Genomic DNA, 22,867 nt, shown 5'->3' with positions numbered 1-22,867 from the left:
GATGCAGAACGTCGAGGCAGTCCTCCTCGACATCGACGGCGTGCTCGTCACTTCCTGGGAGCCGTTGCCCGGCGCCGTCGAGACGATCTCTTGGCTCCGGAAGAACGACGTTCCGTTCCGGCTCATCACGAACACGACGACGCACACGCGAGGGGCGCTCGCGAAGACGCTCGCCGACGCGGGGATCGCGGTCTCGGCGAACGAGATCGTCACTGCAGTGGTGGCGACTGGCTCGTATCTGCGGATGGCGCATCCCGGGGCCCGCGTGTTCGTGCTCTCCGACGGCGACGCGCGCTCCGATCTCGAAGGGGTCGACGTGGTCGATGACGAGGCGGATGTCGTGGTGCTCGGAGGCGCGTATGAAGGGTTCGACTACTCGACGATGAATCGCGTGTTCCGAATGCTCACGGACGGCGCATCGCTCGTCGCGATGCATCGGAACATGTACTGGCGAACGAACGAAGGGTTGCAGCTCGACGGCGGTGCGTACGTCGCCGCGCTCGAGGCCGCGACGGGATCGCGCGCCGTCGTGTGTGGCAAGCCGGCGCGGGAGTACTTCATGTCGGCGCTCGACGGGCTCGGAGCGTCGGCCGAGCGAACGGCGATGGTCGGCGATGATCTCGAGAGTGACGTCATCGGCGCGCAGGATGCCGGCTTGATCGGCGTGCTCGTCAGGTCGGGAAAGTTCCGGCAGGACGTGCTCGATCGGTCGGATCGCAAGCCCGACTTCACGATCGACTCGATCGCGCGCGTTCTGGATCTCATCGCGCCGAGTAGCTAACCCTTCGAGGGCGCCGGGCATAGGCTCGGTGGGTGGCCCCTCTCGAACGCGTTCGGGCCGGTCGAAAGACGAACCTCGCGCTCCTGGTTGTTCTGGTCTTCGCGATCGGGACCGGCGCGCTCGCGTTCGCCATCGGCTCCGCATGGGCCTGGTGGGCCTTCGCCGCTCACGGCGCGGCCGGTCTCGCGTTCGTGCTCCTGTCGCCGTGGAAGGCGGCGATCTCGGCTCGCGGCCTACGCAGGGAACGCTCAGGAGCCGCCGCGTCCGTCTCGCTCGCAGGTCTGGTCATCGTGGTCGTCGCATCCGGCGTGGCGCACTCGGCGGGAGTGTGGACGGGCACGCTCGCGATGCAGGTCCATGTGGGCTCCGCCCTGGTCTCGATCCCGCTGATCGTGTGGCACGTCGTTGCCCGTCCGGTCCGGCCGCGACGAACTGACCTGTCGCGGCGGGCGCTCATCCGGGGAGCGGCGCTTGCTGGCGGTTCGGTGGCGACGCTCGGCGCCATGGAGGGCCTGGTGCGGATTGCCGGTCTGCGGGGTTCGGAGCGGCGGTTCACCGGTTCGTACGAGCGTGGATCGTTCGAGCCCGACGAGATGCCCGTGACCCAGTGGCTCGACGACGAGGTTCCGGTCATCGATTCGTCGACGTGGCGGCTCGCCGTTCGCGCCGTCGAGAACGACGGCGTGGGCAGCGCGTTGTCGTTCGAGGAGCTCGACGCGTTCGACGATCGGGTACGGACCACGCTCGACTGCACGGGAGGGTGGTTCGCCGAACAGATCTGGTCCGGCGTCCGTATCGACCGTCTGATCGAGGGGACCCATGAGGAGGTTCGCAGCGTGCTCGTGGTCTCCGCTACCGGATACGCGCGTCGTTTCCCGATCGCAGACGTTCACGACATGTGGCTGGCCACGCGAGTTGGCGATGAGATGCTCTCGCCGGGCCACGGCCATCCACTGCGACTCGTGGCGCCGGGGCGCCGTGGGTTCTGGTGGGTGAAGTGGGTCGAGCGCATCGAGGTGAGCTCTACGCCCTGGTGGTGGCAGTCACCGTTCCCGCTCACGTGAACGTCGTAGGCTCGTCGCCTCATGGACCCGGAACGCACGCGCCATGCGCGAGCGCTCTTCGCCGGCATCGCGCCCGAGTACGACCGCATGGGCTCGGTGTTGTCCTTCGGACGAGATCCCTCATGGCGCCGGTTTCTCGTCTCGCGGGTGAACGCGATCCCGGGCTCATGGGTGCTCGACGTGGCGACGGGAACCGGACTCGTCGCGCGCGAGCTCGCGGCGAGGAACGTCCGTGTCGTGGGAGCCGATCAAAGCCCGGCGATGCTCAGGCGCGGCCAAGCCGCGGTTCGACGTGACGGCCTCGCCGAACGCATTCGGTTCGTGCTGGCACAGGCGCAGACCCTGCCGTTCCCGGACGAGACGTTCGACGCGCTCACGTTCACGTACCTGCTCCGCTACGTCGATGACCCGGCCGCGACCCTTCGCGAGCTCGCCCGCGTCCTCCGACCGGGAAGTGTGATGGCCTCGCTCGAGTTCCACGTGCCGCAGGACTCCTGGGTGCAGGCGGGTTGGTTCGCGTACACGCGCGGCGCGCTCCCGCTGATCGGCGGCGCGGTATCGAACGCGTGGTATCGGACGGGACGGTTCCTCGGCCCGAGCATCAGCGAGTTCTACCGGCGCTATCCGGTTCCGGTTCAGGTGCGGATGTGGCAGGAGGCCGGGATCCGGCGCGTTCGAACGAAGCAGCTGACGCTGGGATCGGCCATCGTAACGTGGGGGATCAAGGCCAACCCGCTCACCGATGACTGATGTTCGACAACGCCCCGCGTTCTACGTGCTCCCCTCAGGCGGGTGGCGCGACTATTGGTCGCTCCTGCATCCGCCGTACACGGTGTGGCACCTTTCGTACGTCGCGATCGGGGCCGCGCTGGCTCCCGACCTCCACGTCGGGTGGCTCCTGGAGACGCTCGCAGCCTTCTTCTTGGCGATGGGCCTGGCAGCCCACGCCCTGGACGAGCTCAACGGGCGGCCGCTTCGAACCCGCATCCCCGGCGGCGTCCTGATCGCCATCGCCGTCGTCGGCCTGGGTGGGGCGATCGCGTTCGGTGTGCATGGAGTGATCGAGGTCTCGCCGTGGCTGTGGGCGTTCATCGCGGCCGGCGCGTTCCTCGTCGTCGCGTACAACATGGAGCTGTTCGGGGGAGTGGTCCACTCGGACCTGTGGTTCGCGCTGGCCTGGGGCGCGTTCCCGGTGCTAACCGCCTACTTCGCGCAAACGGCGGTGGTCCGTGTCGAAGCGGTGCTGGCGGCCGCGTCGTGTGCAGCGATCTCGGCGGCGCAACGAACGCTGTCGACGCCCGTTCGTCGCCTTCGACGGAACGTCGTCGGCGTCAGCGGCGAGGTCGAGCTCAACGACGGCACGCGCGAGCGGATCGACGCGTCGGCCATCCGTGACGCGCCCGAGCGAGCGTTGCGGTGGCTTTCGCTCGCGATGCCCCTTATTGCGACCGCGCTCGTCGTCGCCCGCCTGTCCTAAGAGGGGGGATTGCAGTGGCGTTCAAGGGCCTCGGCAAGATCGGACAGATCCATCTCAGCGTGGCCGACGTCGACCGCTCGGTCACCTTCTACCGAGACGTTCTGGGAGTCTCGTTCCTGTTTGCCGTTCCGGGCCAGCAGATGGCCTTCTTCGACTGCGACGGCGTTCGCCTGTACCTCGGCGTGCCGGAGAGCGAGGAGTTCCGCTCGAGATCGACGATCTATTTCAGCGTCGAAGATATCGACGCCGCATACGCAGAGCTTCGCGAGCGAGGTGTCTCGTTCCGGGGGGCGCCGCACCTGATCAACAAGACGGAATCGTCCGAGCTCTGGATGGCGTTCTTCACGGATCCAGAGGGGAACAACCTGGCCCTCATGGCCGAACGGCCTCTGTCTCAGGTGGTCGGGTAGCGGAGGGGAAGCCCCCGTATGCCGGCGTTCGCCGCGACGAGGCTCCAGCCCCCGAGACTCGAGACGACCAGCCGCTGGAGATCGTCGCCTGCAAAGGCGAGGTTCGTCGGCTGGTTGAGGACCACTCCATCGGGATCCTCGGCGATGACGTCAGCGCTGCCGTCGGGCTGCACGCGGTAGATGCGATCGGGCCGGTAACAGCCGACGAACATCGATCCGTCCTCGGCGAGCGCGAGCCCGTCCGGCTGTGAGCCGGTGAGGTCCGCGATATCGACCGGCTTACCGGCCGCGCCGTCGTCCTCGATGGGGATCCGAACGATCACTCGGCCGTGCGACTCGACGACGAGGAGCGCGGAGCCGTCTCGATCGAGGCAGCAGCCGTTCGGAAACCGCGGCGCGAGGTCCGTCCACAACGTCGTCGAACCGCCGGGGGCCACGCGATAGATGACCCCGTCGTCGTCTCCCCATTCGCCCGAGTCCGTGACGTAGAGCCATCCGGCATCGTCGAAGGCTGCGAAGTTCGGGACCCGCATGGGCCGGTCGGGCGTTCCCGGTGTGTACGTCGTCACGTCTCCGTTCGGCGAGATGCGTTTCACGGATGCGTTTCCGTAGTCGCACGCGTAGACGTTCCCCGAGCGGTCGAGCGTCACGCCGTAGATGAAGCCGCCGGTGGAGGCGAGCTCGCGCACGGACCCGTCGCCGTCGATCCTTAGATCTGGCCGGCTTCGCCACCTGCGTAGAGGGCGCCGTCGGGCCCAAGGGCCACACATTCGGGATGGTCGAGGTCGGTCGCGATGGTCACGAACGCTTCAAGCATCGGATTTCGGAAACGTCGAGCTGTGGACCTCACGAATAAGACGAATCGCCTTCCGGCCGTCCGCCGCCGCGCCGGCGACCAGGACGCGGACGACCTGCGGCCCCCGGCTCCACGCCGCGAGTGCGACCGCCGGTTCGCGAGGACAGCAGCCGTCGGGTAGGTGCACGACCAGCGGAACGTCGCCGAAGAGGGTCTTGTCCGGGCCCCGCACCTCACCGATGAGGTCGGCGACGTTCGCTCGGAGCCACGCGAGGTAGGTGGACGCGCCCTCGTTCGAGTCGAAGCTGAAGACACCGACGTCTATGCGGCGGATCGCCCGACCATCACCGGCGTACGCGCGCCGGACTCCGGCCTGGAAGCCGGCGACGTCAAGGATGCCGGAGAGCGCCTGCGCGTCCACGGCCTCCGCCGCCACGTCCTCGGCGGTGACGAGCGTCGTCGTCGTCGGCGTCAGGCCCCCGACGTTGGAGGGCGGCTCGGCGGGAGGTGTCAGCGACGAGCCGGCGCACCCGGCCAGTGTCAGAACGATCGCCCCGTACACCAGGCGTGCCCTGAGCGTTGTGCCTCCCCGTACCTTTCGGAGTCGCGGCGCGCAGCGCATAATACGGCGGCTTCGAGATCGATTCCGCTGGTCAGGGGGGAGCGCATGCAGGACTTGGATCGCCTGTTGGCCGAACGGTTCAATCGCCGGGGGTTCATCCGCCTTGCCGGTGCGAGCGGCGTGGGCGCTGCGCTTCTTGCCGCGTGCCGTCGTGCGGAGGACGCTGGCGGCCCAAGGGCCACCGGCGGAGAGCGTCCCTCGATCGAGGAAGAGCCGGGCAACCTCCAGGTCTTCGACTGGTCGGGTTACGGCAACGGCGACTACTACCCCCGGGAAGAGAAGCAGTTCCTGTGGAGTCAGTACCAGCGCGAGACGGGCGACACGCCCGAGTTCATCCTGTTCGAGAACGACAGCGCCGGGTTCACCAAGGCCGTCTCGGGGACGTCGTTCGATGTCGTCCACCCGTGTGGCTACCGCTACCGGGATTGGGTCGACGCTGGGCTAGTGCAGCCGTTCGACACCTCGCTGATCCCAAACTTCTCGGCGCTGAACCCCAGTCTCATGGAGCAGGGAGTCGTCGACGGTCAGCAATACTTCGTCCCGGTGGACTGGGGGTTCATCGCGCCGCTGGTGAACCTCGATCACGTCGAGCCGAACGAGCAGTCCTTCGGGATCCTGTTCGACGAGCGGTATGGCGGTCGCATCTCGTGGGTCGATACGGTCAACATGCTCTACATCGCGGGGATCTACCACCAGGTATCCGATCCGTTCGACATGACCGACGACGAGCTCGGGGAGATGCGAGACTTCCTCATCGCGAAGAAGCCCCTCGTGCGGTTCATGTGGAACCAATCGTTCGACTTCTGGCAGGCCTTCAAGTCCGAAGAGGTGTGGATCGGCTACGCGTGGCCGGACACCGTGGGCTACGCGGCCAACCGCGGCATGAACTATCTCTACATGGAGCCGAAGGAAGGGCTCGTGACGTGGGTCTGCGGCATGGGACTCGCGGCCGACACGCAGAACTACCACCACTCGCACGCGTACGTGGACTCGTGGGCGAGCGAGAAGGCGGCAGAGTTCCTGATGGCCTACTACTACTACGGCCACACGAACGAGGAGATCGATCTGTCGAAGCTGCCCGAGGGCGTCGTCGAGGCGCTGTACCTCGACGACCCGTCCATCCTCGAGCCACCGCGGTCGATCCCCGAGTCGTACATCCCCAGGCGGGACGTCTACGACCAGTACTGGCAGGAGGTGTTGGCCGCCTGATCCGTCCGGCGGCTGACTAGATCCGTGGCCACCCTGGAGGGGGCCGGCAGCCCGGTCGCCGTCCGCGCGCGCCGTGGCGACGGCCGCGCGACGCTCGGGCTGCTGTCGGGGCCGCTCGTGTGGCTGGTGCTGTTCTTCGTCATCCCCGTCGGGTTCATCGCGGCGTACAGCGTCGGCGCCGTGTCGCTCTTCCCCACCGACAGCGGCGTGCTCTCCCTGCAGGAGTGGGGGCATTTCCTCGGGGGAGGGTCGATCTACATGGGGCTGTTCTGGAAGTCGATCCGGATCTCCCTCACTGTGTCGCTCGTCGTCGTGCTGCTGGCGTACCCCGTCGGGTACTACCTTGCGCTGTGCGTCGGGCGACGGAAGTACGTGCTGCTGCTCCTGATCATCGCCCCGTTCCTGACGAGCTTCCTTCTCCGCGTTCTCGCGTGGAAGGTGATCCTCGGCGAGCAGGGCGTCTTGAACTCGTTCCTGTCGTGGTCGCACGTGCGTAGCCCGGACGATCCCATAACGTGGCTGCTATACGGGCAGTTCGCGGTGATGTTGGTGCTCGCGTACGTCTGGGTTCCGTTCGTCGCCCTGCCGATCTTCGTCAGTCTGGAGAACCTCGACCGCAGCGTCCTCGAGGCCGCCGGCGATCTCGGCGCGAGCCGCTGGCGCACGTTCGTCCGAGTGACGTTGCCCCTCAGCCTTCCGGGAGTGTTGGCCGCGTTCCTGTTCGTGTTCATCCCCACGATCGGCGAGTTCGTCACGCCGCTCCTGGTCGGCGGGCCGAGCGGCTACATGTTCGGGAACGCGATCAACAACCTGTTCACGGGGGCGCTCGACTGGCAGACGGGATCCGTGCTTGCCCTGTTCATGCTGACCGTCGTCGCCGGGTTGATGGCGCTGTTCGGTCGATTCCTGCAGGTCCGCAACGTCGCGGCCGGCTGAGGCGCCATGGAGGTCGCCACTTCCACCTCCGCCCGCCGAGCCCTCACCGTGTTCTTCTTGTTCCTCGCGCTGTTCCTCTACCTTCCCATCGCGATCCTCGCGGTTCTCTCGTTCAACGACGGGGACGTCACGTTCCCCCTGCAGGGGTTCACGACCGAGTGGTACTCACGGTCCCTGTCGAACCCGTCGTTGCTCGCGGCCCTTCGGCGGAGCGCGATCGTGGCGACGACGTCGAGCGCGATCGCCGTCGCGCTCGGTACGTTGGTGGCGTTCGCGCTGGTCCGGCGGCGATTCGTCGGCAAGTCGGTCGCGTCCGCGCTGTTCTTCTCACCGCTCGTCGTTCCCTATCTCGTGTTCGGGATCTCGTTGCTGGTGCTCCTGACCGCGTTCGACCGGTTCCTCGCCGACTCGACGGGTTACGTGATCGGTCTCGGGCTGCATGCGGTCGTGATCGGCCACGTCGTGGTGTCACTCCCCTATACGGCGCTGACGATCATCCCGCTGCTCGAACGGCTTTCGATCTCCCTGGAGGAGGCGGCACAGGACCTCGGCGCGGGGCCGTGGGACAAGTTCCGGCGGGTCACGCTTCCGCTGCTGACGCCCGCGCTGTTCTCGTCGTTCCTGATCGCGTTCACGTTGTCGTTCGACGAGTACGCGATCGCCTCGTTCCTCGCCGGTACGCAGGCCACCTGGCCGGTGTTCCTGTTCGGTCAGCTCCGCGTGCCGAGCCAGCTGCCGCAGCTCGTCGCGGTCTCCTCGGTGATCTTCTTCGCCTCGCTGCTTTTGGTGTTGACGGCCGAGATCACCCGCCGCGTGACCGCCAGCCGCTACGGCGAGGCGTTCGCGTCGCGCGGCCTGGCATAGGCGTATCCGAGAACCTCGATAGTCTTGAGCGCGTGACGGCGCCCACCACGATCGGCGAGCTTCACGCCGCGCGATATCCCGACCTCACGGTGAAGGAGGAGCTGCGAGCGAACCTCCTCGCCAAGCTCGGACGCCGCGAGGCGCTGTTCGACACGATCGTCGGCTTCGACGACACCGTGCTTCCGAGCCTCGAGCGCGGCATCCTGGCCGGTCACGACCTCATCCTGCTCGGCGAACGGGGACAAGCGAAGACCCGGCTGATCCGTCGTGTCGTGGACCTCCTCGACGAGACGACGCCGGTGATCGCCGGGTGCGAGGTGAACGATCACCCCTACCGACCGATCTGCGCCAGGTGCCGGGCGCTCGTGGCCGACGACGGAGATGCCGTGCCGATCCGCTGGATCGATCGAGACGAGCGGTACGCGGAGAAGCTCGCGACGCCCGATACGAGCGTCGCGGACCTCATCGGGGACGTCGATCCGATCCGAGTCGCCGAGGGCCGGTATCTGGGCGATGAGCTTACGATCCATTACGGCCTCATCCCGCGGACGAACCGAGGGGTCGTCGCCATCAACGAGCTGCCCGACCTGCCCGAGCGGATCCAGGTCGCGCTGTTCAACATCCTCGAGGAACGCGACGTGCAGATCCGCGGCTACCGCATCCGTCTGCCACTCGACTTGCTGCTGGTCGTCACGGCGAACCCGGACGATTACACGCATCGAGGCCGGATCGTGTCTCCGCTGAAGGACCGATTCGGGACGCAGGTTCGAACGCACTATCCGGAAACGCTCGCAGACGAGATCGCGATCATGGAACAGGAGGCGCGCTCCGCCGCGGGCGACGTTCCGCTCCGAGTGCCGGTGTACATGAAGGAGCTGCTCGCGGCGCTCACCGCGGAGCTCCGTCGGTCGCCTCACGTGAACCATCGCAGCGGCGTCAGCGTCCGCTACTCGATCGGGAACCTCGAGACGCTGGCCGCGGCTGCGGTTCGTCGCTCGGTGCGGACAGGCGAGCCGGAGGCCGTTCCGCGGGTGTGCGACTTGCCAGCCGTCTTGGCGTCGAGCCTCGGACGCGTGGAGTTCGACACGATCGAGGAAGGTCGCGAGGAGGAGATCCTGGCCCGCGCCGCGAAGACCGCCGAGCTCGAGGTGTTCCGCCGCCGGCTCTCCGGCTACGACTTCCAGCCGATCCTGTCGCGGTTCGCCGAGGGATTCGAGGCGGAGACGTCCGACCTGATGCCGGCGTCAGCGCTGCTCGCGCAGTTCGGGGAGTTGCCCGGGCTGTCGAAGCTCCTCGAGCGGCTCGGCGTCGAGGAAGAGAGTCCGGGCGCCGCGGCGTCGGCCGTCGAGTTCGCGCTCGACGGGCTTCACCTGTCGCGTCGGCTGAACAAGGACGAGACCGGTCGCACCGGCGCGTACCGGTATCGCGGCGCCGCCCCGTAAGGGGTGTCCGAACTCCACGGTTACGTCGGATTCGCCGTCGTCGGCATTTTTGCCATCGGATGGCTGTGGGGTCTCGGGGCGTGGATCGCCCGCCGCGGCCCCGGCAACGCGTACTGGGCGGTGTGGCTCCCTGTGGCGCAGGTCGTCGCCGGGCTGCAGGCGGTGTTCGGGATCATTCTCTTGCTGCTCGGCCGGACGGTCGAAGCCGACGGGGCGCTCGGTGGCGTCCTGCACTACGTCTACGGGCTGCTCCCGATCCTGTTGTTCGTGGTCGCGCACGTGATCGCCAGGGCGGGGAACGCATCGATGCTCGGGTTCGCGGCCGAGCGTCGCATCGCGCCGTGGGTTCCGTTCGCGTGGGCGTCGTTCATCTCGTTCGGACTCACCCTGCGCGCCCTCATGACCGGCCTCGGCGTCGGGTAGCCCGCCCGCGGTCTTTCGTCGCGAGGCGCGTACGCTGAGTCGATGCGGCGGTTCCGCTACTCGCGCTGGGACGACACGCAGGATCCGTTCGGCGCCGACGTCCCTGCAGCCGAGCTGCTCGAGGAGCTTTCTGACGACATCCTTTCCGGCGCGGGGGCGGAGGGCGCGCTTTCGAGACTGATGCGCCGCGGAATGCAGGGACGGTTCAGTGGGCTCGACTCACTCCGGGCGAGGCTTCGCGAACGCCGTCGCCGCGAGCAGGGCGCATTGAACCTCCAGGGGCCGCTCGAAGAGATCCGGGAGCAGCTCGAGGAGATCATCGAGCGCGAACGCACCACGCTCTCGTTCGAGCCGGGCGACGACGCACGGATGCGTGAAACGTTCCTCGATGCGCTCCCTCCGGACGTGCCCGGCAAGGTCAAGGAGCTCACGGACTATCGGTTCGTCGACGGGCGCGCGCAGCAGGACTTCGACGCCTTGATGGATCGCCTGCGCGAGGAGGTCATGGGCGCGTACTTCCGGAACGTGGCGCAGGGCATGCGGAGCCTGTCCGGCGAGGAGCTGGCCCGCTTCCGCGACATGCTCGCGGAGCTGAACGACATGATCGAGCGCCGCGACCGCGGCGGGCCGTACGACTTCGACGGATTCATGGACCGGTACGGCGACTTCTTCCCGGAACGGCCGCGAACGCTGGACGAGCTGCTCGAGCAGATGGCCCGGCGCATGGCTGCGATGTCGCGCCTGCTCGCCTCGATGTCGGCGGAGCAGCGCGCCGAGCTCCAGGCGCTGGCCGAGCAGGTCATGCAGGACATGGATCTCGCGTTCGAGGTCGATCGGTTGGGCTCGAACCTCTCCTCGATGTTTCCCGAGATGCCGTGGGGTGAGCCGGCGCTCGCCGGCGGCGAGGACGCCATGCCGCTGTCGGCGACCGTCGACGCGATGGAGCGACTTCACGACTACGAGGAGCTCGACCGGTCGCTCCGCGGCGACTACGCCGGCGCATCGATCGACGACGTCGACGAGGAGGCGTTGCGGAATACGCTCGGTGAGGACGCCGTCCGCGATCTCCGTCGTCTGAAGCAGATCGAGCGCATGCTCGAGGAGGCCGGTCTCGTCTCGCGTCGCGACGGACGCCTCGACGTGACCCCGAAGGGCGCGCGAAAGCTCGGCGAGCGCGCGCTGGTCCGGGTGTTCGAGGAGCTCCGACGCGACCGGGAGGGAGCGCACGACGCTCGCGACGCCGGAGGACTCGCCGAGCCGACAGGCGCGACGCGCCCGTGGCGGTTCGGAGACGCCGGTCAGATCGCCGTGCAGCGCACCGTATTCAACGCCGTCGTCAGAGGCGAGCCTGGGCAGGCCGTTCGGCTGCGACCCGACGATTTCGAGCTGGTCGAAGCGGAACAGCGAACGGAGACGGCGACGGCGCTCTTGCTCGACCTGTCGTTCTCGATGCCGCTTCGTGGACATTTCGTTCACGCGAAGCGCATGGCCCTCGCGTTGCACGCGCTGATCGAGGGCCGATATCCCCACGACCGGCTGTACATGATCGGGTTCAGCGATTACGCCCGCCGCATGGAGCCGCAGGACCTCACGGCCGCCGGATGGGAGCGCGTCTACGGGACGAACATGCAGCACGCGTTCAACCTGGCGGGGAGGCTCCTGTCCCAGCACCCGCGCTCGACCCGGCAGGTCATCATGGTCACCGACGGCGAGCCGACCGCGCATCTCGAAGGCGAGCACGCGCAGTTCAGTTGGCCGCCCGTTCCGGAGACGATCCGCCTCACGCTGGCCGAGGCGATGAAGCTCGCGAAGAGCGATGTGACGCTGAACGTCTTCATGCTCGAGGACTCTCCGGGGTTGATCCGGTTCATGGAGCGGCTCGCGGAGCTCACCGCGGGACGGATCTTCCTGATGGACGATCGCGAGATCGGGGACTTCGTCTTGCGCGACTACGTCGCGCGGCGGCCGCGCTGACCGAACTTCATCGCGCGGCGTTCCACCAGATCGTCACGAGCGTCTCTCGCGGAGGACCCGTCGACCACAGACCGTCGCGCTCGACGAGCCGGCCGCCGATCGCCTCCGCGATCTCGTTGTCGCGCTCTTTCGGCAGGCACAAGCGTCGGCGGACGAGCGCGATCGCGTCCTCTCGGCGCGCGAACCCGGTTGTCGTTTCGACTTCGTGGTCCTGGCGATCCGCGTCGAATCCGAGCAAGCGGATCCCTTCCAGCGCGTCATCGGCCGTCGGCCCCGATGGCCGCTCGAGCCCGTGGAACCGTAGCCACAGGTCGGCCATCCACACGAGCGGATGTGTCGGCGTCATCTCGATGACGACCCGACGGCCCGCGTGCGCGTCGAGAGGAGGCACGAAGCGTTCCAGATCGGTCCCGTTATAGAGGACGTGGTGACACACGACGACGTCGCAGGCCGGCGTATCCGCTTCGACGTCCGGCCACCCGCCGAGTATCTGTTCGGCCGCGATGCCGCGCTCGAGCGCGGCATCGCGGAACGACGCGAGCATCTCCTCGGAGCGGTCCACCCCCACGATGAGGCCCGCCCCGTCGGCAAGCGGTAACGACGCGGCGCCACCGCCGACGCCGACGTCGAGCACGGAGCCGCCTTTCGGGAGTGCCTCGCGCGCCCGTGCCGTCGACGGCGACGTTTCCCCCTCCCCGGCGGTCCCCTCTCGCACGCGGAAGAGCTCGACGGGGAAGCTCCAAGGCGACTCGGGCGCCATAGCCAAGATCTCGGCGGGGATGCCCCAGCCGTCGAGCTCACGCCTCCACCGCTCGAACAGGTGGTCCGGCTGCGACGAGCTCACCGCTCCAGCTCGCGAAGGATCTCTTCAGTGTGCTCTCCGAGCAGCGGCGGCGGCCGCCGAACCGACGGCGTCACCCCGTTGATCCGGATGGGCGACACGACGAGACGCAGCGCGCCGCGTTGGGGATCGTCGACGGTCTGGATCGCGGATGCACCTTCCGCCGAAGCGAACACCTCGTCGAGCGCTCGGACCGGCGCGCAGGGCACCCCCGCAGCCTCGAGCGCGGCGATCCATTGCGCGGCGGTTCGCGTGGCGAAGGCCTCGCCGAGCTCCGCGACGATGACGTCCCGGTTGCGAACGCGTGCCGCGTTCGTCGCGAACCGGTCGTCGGTCGCGAGCTCCCGGCGACCGAGGGTCTCGCACGTTCGAAGGAAGAGACGGTCGTTGCCCGCCGCGAGGATGAACGGTCGATCCGACGCGTGGAACAGCTGGTACGGGACGATGTTCGGGTGCGCGTTCCCCAGTGGTTGGGGAACGACGCCGCCGATCAGGTAGTTCGCCGCCTGATTCACGAGGGCGGCGACGCTCGCGTCGAACAGCGAGATCGAAACACGCGAGCCTCGTCCCGTCTCTGCCCGCGCAATGAGCGCCGATTGGATCGCGTTCGCGGCGTACAACCCGCAGATCACGTCGAGCAGCGCGACGCCGACCTTGGTCGGCTCGCGTCCGGGATGGCCGGTGAAGCTCATCAGGCCCGACAGCGCCTGCACGATGATGTCGTAGCCCGGTCGCCGATCCGCCTCGTCACGAAACGTCGTGAGCGAGCAGTAAACGAGTTCCGGGCGCGCCGCTACGAGCGATGCGTGGTCGAGTCCGAACGTCTCCATCAACCCGGGCCGGAAGTTCTCGACGACGACGTCCGACGAGAGCGCGAGACGCCGTGCGACGCCACGGCCTTCGTCCGTCGCGAGGTCGACGACAACCGACCGCTTGTTCCGGTTCAACGAGAGGAAGTACGCGGCGTCGCTGCCGACGAACGGCGGGCCCCAACCGCGGGTGTCGTCTCCGGTGCCGGGGCGCTCCAACTTGACGACGTCGGCGCCGAGATCGGCGAGGAGCATCGTCGCAAGCGGTCCGGCGAGGACGCGGGAAAAGTCCGCGATTCGGATACCGGCGAGGGGGAGACCCGTCGGTTCGGGTTCGACCCGCTCCCTCGACGTGGATGGGCCGCCCAGCCGCTACCTCCCCACGGTGACGTGAAAGAGCGGCGCCGCCAGAACCCGAGGGTTCCAGCGGCGCCACTGAGCATCCAACACCATCGCGGCCGAGCGGTCAAATCGGAAGCGGCGTCTTGTGGCTCTTTCCCGCCGACGCAACTGGACGTGTACACGTCGGGTGGCAATGGATCGCCGGATACAGCACGATAGGGAGGCATGAACCAGGAGAGCCTGGAGCGGGCGAACGCGTTCCTTGCGGCCGTCGCGTCTCGCGCGGGCGAAGGTGACCTGATCGACCTCTCGCCGGCCGAGCTGGGGCGTGAGATCGGCGTGAACGAGCCGCTGGCCGCGGCGAGGGCGATCCGCGCGCTGTTGGCGCGCCGGCGTCTCGAGGCGGTCGACGGCAGGTACCGGCTGCTCGACCCACGCCCGATCGAGGTGGGCGAACGGGAGCAGGTCCCGCGGCCGCGCCGGATCAAGCGGGGGCGGCCCCGTGCCGGCACCACTGCAGAGCCGTCCACGTCCAGGCGGACGACCTACTCGGATATCGGTAGGGAGACGGTCGAGCGCCTTGTCGAGCTGGGGCGGGAGGTAGGGACGCTTCGAGGCGCGGTCCGAACCGCCCGCGAGGAGGCACGAGACGCGCAGGCCGCCCGCGACGGCGCTGAACGGCGCGCTTCGACGCTGGCCTCGCGGGTCAAGGAGCTCGAGGCCCGCGCCGAGATGGCCGAGAGCAACCTTCGAACGCTTCTCACGGCGGCGAAAGGCGCCAGCCGCGACGCTCCGGTCGGCGACACCGAGATGGAGGCCATCCTCGGCGTTCTCAAGGGCGGAGGCGAACCCCCCAGCGATAGCGGCGAGAGCGCTCGATCGCCGGAGCGACCCGAACACGACGAGGCCGTACCGGCGACGGGGGACTCTGAACGGGCGTTCTAACGCGCTGGTGCCGCGGTCGGCGGCGGCGCCGGAACAGCGGTTCCCGCGTGGATCACGTTCGCGACGTGACAGGCGGCGGCGTGACCCGGCCGTAGCTCGAGAAGCCCCAGATCGTCAGCCCTGCATTTGTGCTCCACGCCGAGCTGCGCCGATCTTCCAGACGTTAGCTCCGGACACCGTGGGTGGAATCGGCACCCCGGTGGGATGCGCGTCGGGTCGGGCGGCTCACCGGCCAGGATCGGCCGGTCGATCCCTTCGGCCTCCGGTACGACGTTCAGCAGCGCCTGTGTGTACGGGTGCAACGGTTTCGTCAGCACGTCTTCGGCTGGGCCGATCTCCACGATCCGCCCGAGGTACATCACCGCGACGCGGTCGGCGACCGTCCACGCGAGCCCGAGGTCGTGCGTGACGACGATGATCGAGATGCGGTCGCGTTCGCGGAGCCGCATCAGCAGGCTCAGGATCTCGCCGCGCACGGACGCGTCGAGGTTGGAGACGGGCTCGTCCGCGACGATGATTTCGGGTTCCAGAACCAGCGCACCGGCGATCACCACACGTTGGCGCTGCCCACCCGACAGCTCGTGCGGGTAGAGCAGGAAGAACCGCTCGGGCGGCCGCATCCCCGCGCGGGAGAGCGCGCGGGCCACCAGTTCCTCCTCGGACTCGCCCCCAGATCCGCGATGGATCCCGTGGATGCGCAGAGCCTCGGCGACGATCTCGTAGATGGTTTGACGCGGATTGAGCGACCCCATCGGATCCTGGAACACCATCTGCACGCGCCGTCGGAACTTCCGGACGTTTCGAACGGGCTTGCCCTCGAACAGGATCTGGCCGCGCTGTGGCGTGAGAAGACCCATGATTGCCCGGGCCGTCGTCGTCTTCCCGCAGCCGGACTCGCCGGCGAGCGCGAGCACCTCGCCTCTGCGAAGGTCGAAGCTCACGCCGTCGACGGCACGCGCGTCGCTCCCCTTCTTGCCGAAGAGGCCGCCGATGACACCGACGCGGCCCTGGAAGGTGACCGCGAGGTCGCGGATCTCCAGGACGACGCCCTCGATAGTCCCAGTCTCCTTGACGACGCTCATTCCACTGCTCCGGGCGCGTCGACGAGCGCGCCCTCGACGAGCAGGCACGCCGCCCGCCGCCCCTCGCCGGCTGGGTAGAGGTCCGGAACGATCGTCGGGCAGGCATCGAACGCCACGGGACAGCGCGGGTGGAACGGGCACCCGGATGGGATCGCCTGCGGGTCCGGTGGATCCCCGCCGAGCCCCGACGGGTTCCGGCGGAACCGCGCGTCACCGATCGTGGGGAACGCCGCGGAAAGCGCCCGGGTGTACGGGTGGGCCGGATCATGGAATACCGCTCGCGACGGTCCCTGCTCGACGACCTTGCCCGCATACATGACCGCTAGACGGTCGGAAACCTCGACGAGGACCGACAGGTCGTGCGTGATGAACAGCATCGCCAGGCCGAGCTCTCGCTGGAGATTCTTGAGCAACGCCAGGACCTGGGCCTGCACCATCACGTCGAGCGCCGTCGTCGGCTCATCGGCGATGACGAGGTTCGGGCCGCACGCGAGGGCCATGGCGATCATCACGCGTTGACGCTGACCCCCCGACAGCTCGTGCGGATAGTCGCGCAGCCTCCTGGGCGGCAGTCCCACCTCCTCGAGGAGCGACCCGACGCGGACGATCGCGTCCTGCTCGCTCGACTGCTGGTGCATGACGATCGCCTCCGCGATCTGGTCGCCCACGCGCCGGACCGGGTTCAGCGCGTGCATCGCCCCCTGGAAGATGATCGACGCACCTGTCCATCGGACCGCTCGAAGGCGCTTGGCCTTCATCTCGAGGACGTTCTCGCCATCGAGCGAGATCGTCCCTTCGGTCTTCGTTCGCTTCGGGAGCAAGCGGAGAATCGCGCCGGCGATCGTCGTTTTTCCGCACCCCGATTCGCCGGCCAGCCCGAGCACCTCGCCGCGCGCGACGTCGAGGTCGACCCCCCGCACGGCGGGGACGTCCCCGCCCTGCGTCCGGTACGTGACGTGGAGGTCGCGGACCTCGAGAACGCTCATCGAGCTTCGAGAACGCTCATCGCTCGCGGATCTTTGGGTTGATGATTTCGTCGAGCGCGAACCCGATCATCGTGAACGCCAAGACCACGAGGACGATGCAAACGCCCGGCGCGCCCAACCACCACCACGCGCCCTGCGTGGCGGCGCCGCCGTTCGACGCCTGTTCGAGGATCTGACCCCACGAGATGCTGAAGGGATCTCCCAGGCCGAGAAAGGACAGCGCCGTTTCGGACAGGATCGCGATCGCCACGATCAGAACCGTGTTCGCCATGATGACCGGCATCACGTTCGGCAGGATGTGGCGAGTGACGAGGTGCCAGCTGCTCGCGCCGAGCGCGCGGGCTCGTTCGACGTATGGCCGCTCCTTCACAGAGAGCGTTTGCGAGCGAACGAGGCGTGCGGTGCTCGGCCACGTCGTCAAACCGATCACCAGAATGATGACGAAGAGCGATTGCCCAAAGATCGACGCAAGCGAGATGGCCAACACCAACCAAGGGATGACCAAGCCCCAGTCGGTGATCCGCATGAGGAGCTGATCGACCCACCCGCCGCGGAAACCCGCGACGAGCCCGATCGCCGATCCGATCACCATGGTGATAGCGGTGGCGGTCAGGCCGACGAGCAAGGACACCTGGGCGCCGTGGATGGTCAGCGTAAGAACCGAGCGCCCTTGGTCGTCCGTACCGAGCGGATAGTCCGCGCTCGGAGATGCTAGTCGGGGTCCGGTCGCCTCAGTGATGCGCGTCCCGCTGTCGTTCGCGAAGATCGCGAAGGTCGCGACAGCGACGAAGAATCCGAGGATGAAGAGGCCAGCCAATCCCATCCGGTCGCGCCGATACGCCTTCCAGAACCTGCGGAACGATCGGCGGCGCCGGTCCCACTTGATGCGGCGGGGTGAGCCGATCGGCGGCCGGCCGATCTCCTCCTCGGGCGCGACCGGTGCCTCGGCACCGACGTGGAGCGGTGGAGTCTGCATCGGACTAGGCTTCCCGGACCCTCGGGTCCAGATAGGCGTACACGAGATCGGAGATGAGATTGAACACGATCACGGCGAGTGTCAGTAACAGGAATAGCGACTGGAGCAACCAATAGTCCTTCGCGACGATCGCCGTGTACGTCAGCAGGCCGACTCCCTGGTAGGAGAAGACGACCTCGACGGTGATTGCGCCTCCGATGACATAGCCGAACGACAGGGCGACGAGCGTGACGGTCGGCAGGAGCGCGTTGCGGACCGCGTGCCGGTTGAGAACGTGGCGCTCCGGTACCCCCTTCGCGCGAGCCGTCGTGATGTAGTCCTCGCCCAGGACATCCAGAAGCGACGACCGCATCACGAGATAGAACTCGCCGAGATACGCGAGCGTCAGCGTCAACACGGGAAGGAAGAGGTGTTCGGCCACGTCGAGGACGTACTGGAGTGTTCCGAGCTCGCTGACGTTCGTTGAGATCCGACCACCAACTGGGAACCATCCGAGCGCCGTCGAGAAGAGCAGCAGAAGCAGCATGCCAAGCCAGAACTCCGGCATCGAGTACAGCACGAGCGAGGAGAACATGGAGACGCGGTCGAACGCGCTTCCACGCCGCCAGCCGGACCGGATCCCCATCCAGATCCCGAGGATCATCGAGAGGATGGTGGAGATGCCGACGAGCAGCAGGGTTGGTGGAAGAAATCGAAGGATGACGGACCTCACCGCCTCGCCCTGGTAGAAGCTCGAGGCGCCGAGCTTTCCCGTGAACGTGTCCGTCATGTACTCGGTGAACTGACCCCATGTGGACTTATCCAGACCGTACTCCCGGATGAGCTCGGCTCGTTCGTCGACCGAGATGTTGAAGCCCTGGCCGCGGGTGAGAAACGACACCGGGTCGCCAGGGGACCACACGCGGAACAAGAAGAAGTTGAACACGAGGATCGCGACCAGCGTGATGAACGCTTGGACGATCTTCAGCAGGACGTACTGCCGTGTTCCCACCGCTCGCGACCAGGCTCCTTCTAGGCGACCTCCTCCTCGGCGCGCCGGCGTCGACTGAAGACCACGCCGACGACCACGAGGACGACCGCGGCGACAGCGATCCACACGAGGGCCGGGACGCCGCCCTCATCTCCTCCGCCCGCCGCCGCTGAGGTCGGCCGGACGTTCAGGTCCGAGTAGTGGCCGTACTGGAAGAGGATCGAGCCGCCCTCGGTGGGCTGCTTCACGAAGCCCGTCCACAGATCGCGTCGATAAGCCTGCAGGTAGTTGTCGTACCACAGGACGAGCTCGGGGCGGTCCTCATAGATGATCTGCTGCATCTGATCGACGATCTGTGCCCGCTCCTCGATGGATGTCGCTCGCTGCTGGTCCTTGTACAGCTGGTCGTATTGGGGATTGGAGTAGCACGTGTCACTCCACACGCCGCACTGGAAAGTCGCGTACGTCGAGAGCTGGAAGTCCGGGTCCGGCTCGACGCCCCACCCCCAGATGTACATGTCGTAATCGTTGGCATACCAGACGTCGGTCAGCTTGTTGTCGTTGATCGCCTCCGTGTTCAGACGGATCCCGACGTCGCGGAGCCATTCGACGATGAACTCACCGGCAGTGATCGTCTCCGGCGACTCCGTTCTGACGATGAACCGAAGCTCGAGCGGTTGACCGTCAGGCGTCTCGCGAATCCCGTCGTTGTCCGTATCGATGTAACCGGCCTCGTCGAGGATCCGATTCGCTTCATCGGGGTCGTACGTGATGACTTCGGGCGGATCGTGATGCCACTTCGGTGCCAGAATCACGGTCACGCTCGGTGAGGCATAGCCGAGCTTGACCCGCTCGACCAGCGCCTCCCGATCGATCGCGTACTCGACGGCCAGCCTGAACTGTGGATCGGTCGTCGCTGGGTGATGGTTGAACCCCTCGCTACGGCAGTAATCCACCTCGTTCGTGCACTGGTTGAAGCTCATCTGCACGAAGCGCGTTGGATTCCCGACATTCGTCGCGATGTTGGGTTCGTTCTGGATCGACTCGAAGAAGTTCGAACTGACGTCGTCGGCGAAGTCGATCTCGCCCTGTTTGAGAGCCTCGATCATCGCGTCTTCGTTCTGGAAGACGCGAAAGATGAACTCATCGATGTGCGGTGCGCCGCCGTAGTAGTCGGGGTTGGCTTGCAGGCGCCAGAAGTCACCGCGCCGCCACTCGACGAGCTTGAACGGTCCGGAACCGACCGGGTCCGGGAAGCCCTTCCATGTCCGGAAGTCGGCCTTGTCCTCGTACTGGCTGAGGACGGATTCAGGCAGCACGTAGACGTACGGCGGGTAAGCCGGCGCGCTCGTTGGCGTCGAGGTCGTCCAGACGAGCGTCGTGTCGTCAGGCGCGGTGATGTCGCCCGCCTCTGTGAAAGGGAAATAGCTGAGGAGGTTGCCGGCGCCTTCCCCGATGATCCAGTTGAACGTGAACGCAATGTCGCGAGCAGTGAGCGGCGTCCCGTCATGCCACGTGGCGTCGTCGCGGATCGTGAACGTCCACGTGAGTCCGTCGTCGCTCTGCTCCCAGTCCGTCGCCAGATCGGGCACCGTGCTGAAGTCCTCCTGCGACCAGCTGAGGAGCTTGTCGTAGACGAGGTCCGCGGTGTTGTACTCGGGGGTCTCGATCATGAACATCGGGTTGAACGTGATCGCGTCGTTGGTCGAACCGACCGTGAACGTCACCTTCTCTTGCGCGCCGGACGGCGACTCCTCTTGCGCAAACGCCCCAACGGCCGTGGCGATGCCCGCCGCCACGGCGATCGCAGTTGTCGCCGCCAAGAGCCTGAGCCAGCGCCGCATCGCGCCCTCCTTGGTCATCGAGATGATGTATTTGACCAGCGGTTCAGCTTGGCCGAACGCTAGCACGGTGCTCGGCGGGAGCGAAAGGCAAGCGCCCGAGCCTCAGAGCGCTGAGGGTGGCCGCTCGGACGGCTCCCAGCGAACGGGGAGCGGCTTCTCGCGGAGCTCCCGGACGAACTCGACGCACTCCTTCACAGCGGCGTCGAGCAGAAGCGCCCCCTTCTCGGCGGTTGCCTTCGTTGCGTCGCCGTGCACCCCGGTCCTGGAGATCGCGTTCCACCACGGCATGATTTGCAGCGGGCCGTCGGACCAGTCCATCCACGCGTGAGGACCCTCCGGGAACGAGTTCTCGTCCACGGCTTTGTCCATGAATACGGCGTCCGGGTCGAGGGCGAGGTAGATCGACGTCTCCAGCTCGCACGCGTGGCCCATGCCACCCTGCTCGGACTCGCGGACGTCGGCGATGACGCGACCCCCCTCGGCGCTCGTCAAGTAGAACGCCGCCGCGGCGAGCACGTCCGCGTGTTGGAGGCCGATCAGCCGCGCGGCCATGTTCACGAGCGGGATGTTCGAGCCGTGGCCGTTCAGGAACAGGATGCGCTTGAACCCGTGGCGCGCGAGCGACGTGCCGATGTCGACGCAGTACTTCGTAAAGGTCTCCCAGCCGATCGTGATCGGGCCGGGGAAGTCCATGTGGTGCGGCGTGTAGCCGTGCGTCACCGGCGGTAATAGGACGACCTCGTCGGGGATCTCCGAAGCCGCTCGAAGGCAGATCTCGGACGCGATGCGCGTATCGCAGTCGATCGGCAGGTGCGGGCCGTGATCCTCGAGGGTCCCCGCCGGGATGAGGCAGACGCGGTCCTCGTCGACCGCGCGCCGCACTTCGGGCCACGTGAGCCGCTCGTACAGAAGGGGAGTCGTCCACGCCATCAGGTCATGCCCCTCCCGTGAGCACTCCGTCCATATCGATCTCCTCGAAGTCGTTCTGGCACGGGTTGCCCTGCGCGACCCACATCCTTCCCCGTTCGAGCTCGGCGACCATGGCGAACATGACCGCGGATGCCTCGTCGCCCTCGGCCGGGTCAGGGTGGAGGCAGATCGCCTGCGGCGACGATCCGTGATCGCGAAGGATCTCCATGATGTCTTCGACCGTTCTCGGGTCGGTGGCGAGGAGCTCCGTGACACGGTCGAGCCGTGCGCGGCTGCCGGCCGACGGCTCGGCGCCGATCGACGCGAGCTCGGCGTCGACGTAGTGGTTCGTGTGCGTTCGCTCTTCGAGCACCGAGATCCTTGTCGCGGTTGTCTCGAGCGTGAACGCATCACCGCCGGCGAAGGCGAACGTGTATCCGTAGCCGCCCGACCGACCCGGAAGGTCGGCTCTGGCGATCGCGTCCAAACGGTCCGCCGAGTCGAGCACGTGACGGGACGCCAACACGCGCGGCACGCCGATGCCGTCGTCATTAGCTGTTAGCGACGTGACTCCGACACCGGCGCGATGGCTGTTGACGCCGACAGCGGGGAGGCAGCATGCGACGGTCGGCGACGCGACGCGCACGGGCCGGTCGTTGGGTACGGCGATCACAACCGCCACGTTTCCAAGATCGCCGGCCAGCCAGTGCTCGCTGTGCGCGACGAACGTCGCTTCCGGCGTGCACACCGCGAAGCTCGTGCATCGGTCCGGTGTTCCACTCGATCGCTTTGGCGCGACCACGTGCCCCTCCTTCCTCTGAAGGAACGGCATGCCGCCTTCCGGCGTCTCCAGCATCGGCTCGAGCTCCTCGAACGCGTTGACCGCGAACAGCTCGAGCACGGGGACGGTCGCGCCCGCGGCCATCCCCTTGAGCGTGGCGACGTGGTTCGGGAATTGCGTCTCGGCGGCGACAAGGAACGGCGTGAGCAGCTCCTGGAGCTCGCGCGAGCTGACCCCTCGGCGGGCGAAGTAGCCGTGGTAGAAGTCGAGCGACTCGTTGATCAGGTCCCGGAGCTCGCGGCCGATGCGTACCCCACGCGCGTTTGGATCGCCCTCGGCTCTGACGACACGCAGCTCGGTCACCGGTCACGCTCCATGGCTGAG

24 protein-coding genes are annotated in these 22,867 nt (G+C 67.2%); 12 read left to right on the top strand and 12 right to left on the bottom strand.

Annotated elements, in window-relative coordinates:
• Position 1: 1 nt before the first annotated feature.
• The 5 genes from VFA08_05145 to VFA08_05125 are packed head-to-tail and all read left to right on the top strand — an operon-like array spanning position 2 to position 3,732.
• Positions 2-781, top strand: a complete 780-nt coding sequence (locus VFA08_05145; protein ID HYZ12977.1) for a TIGR01458 family HAD-type hydrolase — start codon at positions 2-4, stop codon at positions 779-781.
• Positions 782-813: 32 nt separating this feature from the next.
• Entirely contained in the window at positions 814-1,845 is a 1,032-nt protein-coding gene (locus VFA08_05140; protein ID HYZ12976.1) for a molybdopterin-dependent oxidoreductase, read from the top strand.
• Between the two features lie 21 nt (positions 1,846-1,866).
• Positions 1,867-2,595 carry a ubiquinone/menaquinone biosynthesis methyltransferase gene (locus tag VFA08_05135; GenBank protein ID HYZ12975.1) on the top strand — a complete coding sequence of 243 codons (729 nt, stop codon included), beginning with the start codon at positions 1,867-1,869 and terminating at the stop codon, positions 2,593-2,595.
• Positions 2,588-3,322 carry a hypothetical protein gene (locus VFA08_05130; protein HYZ12974.1) on the top strand — a complete coding sequence of 245 codons (735 nt, stop codon included), beginning with the start codon at positions 2,588-2,590 and terminating at the stop codon, positions 3,320-3,322. The genes VFA08_05135 and VFA08_05130 overlap by 8 nt, the downstream gene beginning before the upstream one ends.
• A gap of 14 nt (positions 3,323-3,336) precedes the next feature.
• Positions 3,337-3,732: a VOC family protein gene (locus VFA08_05125; GenBank protein HYZ12973.1), complete on the top strand. Its 396-nt coding sequence runs from the start codon at positions 3,337-3,339 to the stop codon at positions 3,730-3,732.
• Here VFA08_05125 and VFA08_05120 read toward each other — a convergent pair.
• The 3 genes from VFA08_05120 to VFA08_05110 are packed head-to-tail and all read right to left on the bottom strand — an operon-like array spanning position 3,717 to position 5,090.
• Positions 3,717-4,421, bottom strand: coding sequence for an SMP-30/gluconolactonase/LRE family protein (locus VFA08_05120; protein HYZ12972.1), 705 nt, complete (start codon positions 4,419-4,421; stop codon positions 3,717-3,719). The genes VFA08_05125 and VFA08_05120 overlap by 16 nt on opposite strands.
• A 20-nt stretch (positions 4,422-4,441) precedes the next feature.
• A complete protein-coding gene (locus VFA08_05115) occupies positions 4,442-4,549 on the bottom strand; it encodes a hypothetical protein (GenBank protein ID HYZ12971.1) in 108 nt (35 codons plus the stop codon).
• On the bottom strand, positions 4,542-5,090 hold the full coding sequence (locus tag VFA08_05110; GenBank protein HYZ12970.1) for a hypothetical protein: 549 nt from the start codon (positions 5,088-5,090) through the stop codon (positions 4,542-4,544). Before VFA08_05110 ends, VFA08_05115 begins: the two co-directional genes overlap by 8 nt.
• A gap of 105 nt (positions 5,091-5,195) precedes the next feature.
• On the opposite strand from VFA08_05110, the gene VFA08_05105 reads away from it, so the two are divergent.
• Genes VFA08_05105 through VFA08_05080 form a run of 6 tightly spaced genes read left to right on the top strand, consistent with a single transcriptional unit; the run spans position 5,196 to position 11,998 of the window.
• Complete coding sequence (locus tag VFA08_05105; protein HYZ12969.1) at positions 5,196-6,359, top strand: extracellular solute-binding protein; 1,164 nt, start codon at positions 5,196-5,198, stop codon at positions 6,357-6,359.
• A 24-nt stretch (positions 6,360-6,383) separates the two neighbouring features.
• The gene (locus VFA08_05100; GenBank protein HYZ12968.1) at positions 6,384-7,295 is read left to right on the top strand and encodes an ABC transporter permease; all 912 of its coding nucleotides are present in this window, start codon (positions 6,384-6,386) and stop codon (positions 7,293-7,295) included.
• Positions 7,296-7,301: 6 nt separating this feature from the next.
• The gene (locus VFA08_05095; GenBank protein ID HYZ12967.1) at positions 7,302-8,159 is read left to right on the top strand and encodes an ABC transporter permease; all 858 of its coding nucleotides are present in this window, start codon (positions 7,302-7,304) and stop codon (positions 8,157-8,159) included.
• 32 nt (positions 8,160-8,191) lie between these two features.
• The gene (locus tag VFA08_05090) at positions 8,192-9,601 is read left to right on the top strand and encodes a sigma 54-interacting transcriptional regulator (protein HYZ12966.1); all 1,410 of its coding nucleotides are present in this window, start codon (positions 8,192-8,194) and stop codon (positions 9,599-9,601) included.
• A 3-nt stretch (positions 9,602-9,604) separates the two neighbouring features.
• Positions 9,605-10,024 carry a hypothetical protein gene (locus tag VFA08_05085; GenBank protein HYZ12965.1) on the top strand — a complete coding sequence of 140 codons (420 nt, stop codon included), beginning with the start codon at positions 9,605-9,607 and terminating at the stop codon, positions 10,022-10,024.
• Between the two features lie 42 nt (positions 10,025-10,066).
• Positions 10,067-11,998 (top strand): hypothetical protein, encoded by a 1,932-nt coding sequence (locus VFA08_05080; GenBank protein ID HYZ12964.1) that lies wholly within the window; start codon positions 10,067-10,069, stop codon positions 11,996-11,998.
• A gap of 7 nt (positions 11,999-12,005) precedes the next feature.
• Here VFA08_05080 and VFA08_05075 read toward each other — a convergent pair whose 3' ends face one another.
• A complete protein-coding gene (locus VFA08_05075; protein HYZ12963.1) occupies positions 12,006-12,842 on the bottom strand; it encodes a methyltransferase domain-containing protein in 837 nt (278 codons plus the stop codon).
• A complete protein-coding gene (locus VFA08_05070; protein ID HYZ12962.1) occupies positions 12,839-13,951 on the bottom strand; it encodes a CoA transferase in 1,113 nt (370 codons plus the stop codon). The genes VFA08_05075 and VFA08_05070 overlap by 4 nt, the downstream gene beginning before the upstream one ends.
• 264 nt (positions 13,952-14,215) lie before the next feature.
• Between VFA08_05070 and VFA08_05065 the strand changes: the two genes are divergently transcribed.
• On the top strand, positions 14,216-14,935 hold the full coding sequence (locus VFA08_05065) for a hypothetical protein (protein HYZ12961.1): 720 nt from the start codon (positions 14,216-14,218) through the stop codon (positions 14,933-14,935).
• Here the strand turns inward: VFA08_05065 and VFA08_05060 are convergent.
• From VFA08_05060 to VFA08_05030, 7 genes are all read right to left on the bottom strand, one after another.
• Positions 14,932-16,017, bottom strand: coding sequence for an ABC transporter ATP-binding protein (locus VFA08_05060; protein HYZ12960.1), 1,086 nt, complete (start codon positions 16,015-16,017; stop codon positions 14,932-14,934). The genes VFA08_05065 and VFA08_05060 overlap by 4 nt on opposite strands.
• Positions 16,014-17,003 carry an ABC transporter ATP-binding protein gene (locus tag VFA08_05055; GenBank protein ID HYZ12959.1) on the bottom strand — a complete coding sequence of 330 codons (990 nt, stop codon included), beginning with the start codon at positions 17,001-17,003 and terminating at the stop codon, positions 16,014-16,016. Before VFA08_05055 ends, VFA08_05060 begins: the two co-directional genes overlap by 4 nt.
• 16 nt (positions 17,004-17,019) lie before the next feature.
• A complete protein-coding gene (locus VFA08_05050) occupies positions 17,020-17,979 on the bottom strand; it encodes an ABC transporter permease (GenBank protein HYZ12958.1) in 960 nt (319 codons plus the stop codon).
• A 4-nt stretch (positions 17,980-17,983) separates the two neighbouring features.
• Positions 17,984-18,970 carry an ABC transporter permease gene (locus VFA08_05045; protein ID HYZ12957.1) on the bottom strand — a complete coding sequence of 329 codons (987 nt, stop codon included), beginning with the start codon at positions 18,968-18,970 and terminating at the stop codon, positions 17,984-17,986.
• Between the two features lie 20 nt (positions 18,971-18,990).
• Positions 18,991-20,811 carry an ABC transporter substrate-binding protein gene (locus tag VFA08_05040; GenBank protein ID HYZ12956.1) on the bottom strand — a complete coding sequence of 607 codons (1,821 nt, stop codon included), beginning with the start codon at positions 20,809-20,811 and terminating at the stop codon, positions 18,991-18,993.
• Positions 20,812-20,895: 84 nt separating this feature from the next.
• Positions 20,896-21,723 carry a creatininase family protein gene (locus tag VFA08_05035; protein ID HYZ12955.1) on the bottom strand — a complete coding sequence of 276 codons (828 nt, stop codon included), beginning with the start codon at positions 21,721-21,723 and terminating at the stop codon, positions 20,896-20,898.
• Between the two features lie 4 nt (positions 21,724-21,727).
• Complete coding sequence (locus tag VFA08_05030; protein ID HYZ12954.1) at positions 21,728-22,846, bottom strand: C45 family peptidase; 1,119 nt, start codon at positions 22,844-22,846, stop codon at positions 21,728-21,730.
• Positions 22,847-22,867 lie beyond the last annotated feature (21 nt).

This window comes from Actinomycetota bacterium, assembly GCA_035640355.1.
Taxonomy (GTDB): domain Bacteria; phylum Actinomycetota; class UBA4738; order UBA4738; family HRBIN12; genus CALGFI01.
The sequence above is the reverse complement of the archived record's forward strand: the minus strand, read 5'-3'. Positions and strand labels throughout refer to the sequence as shown.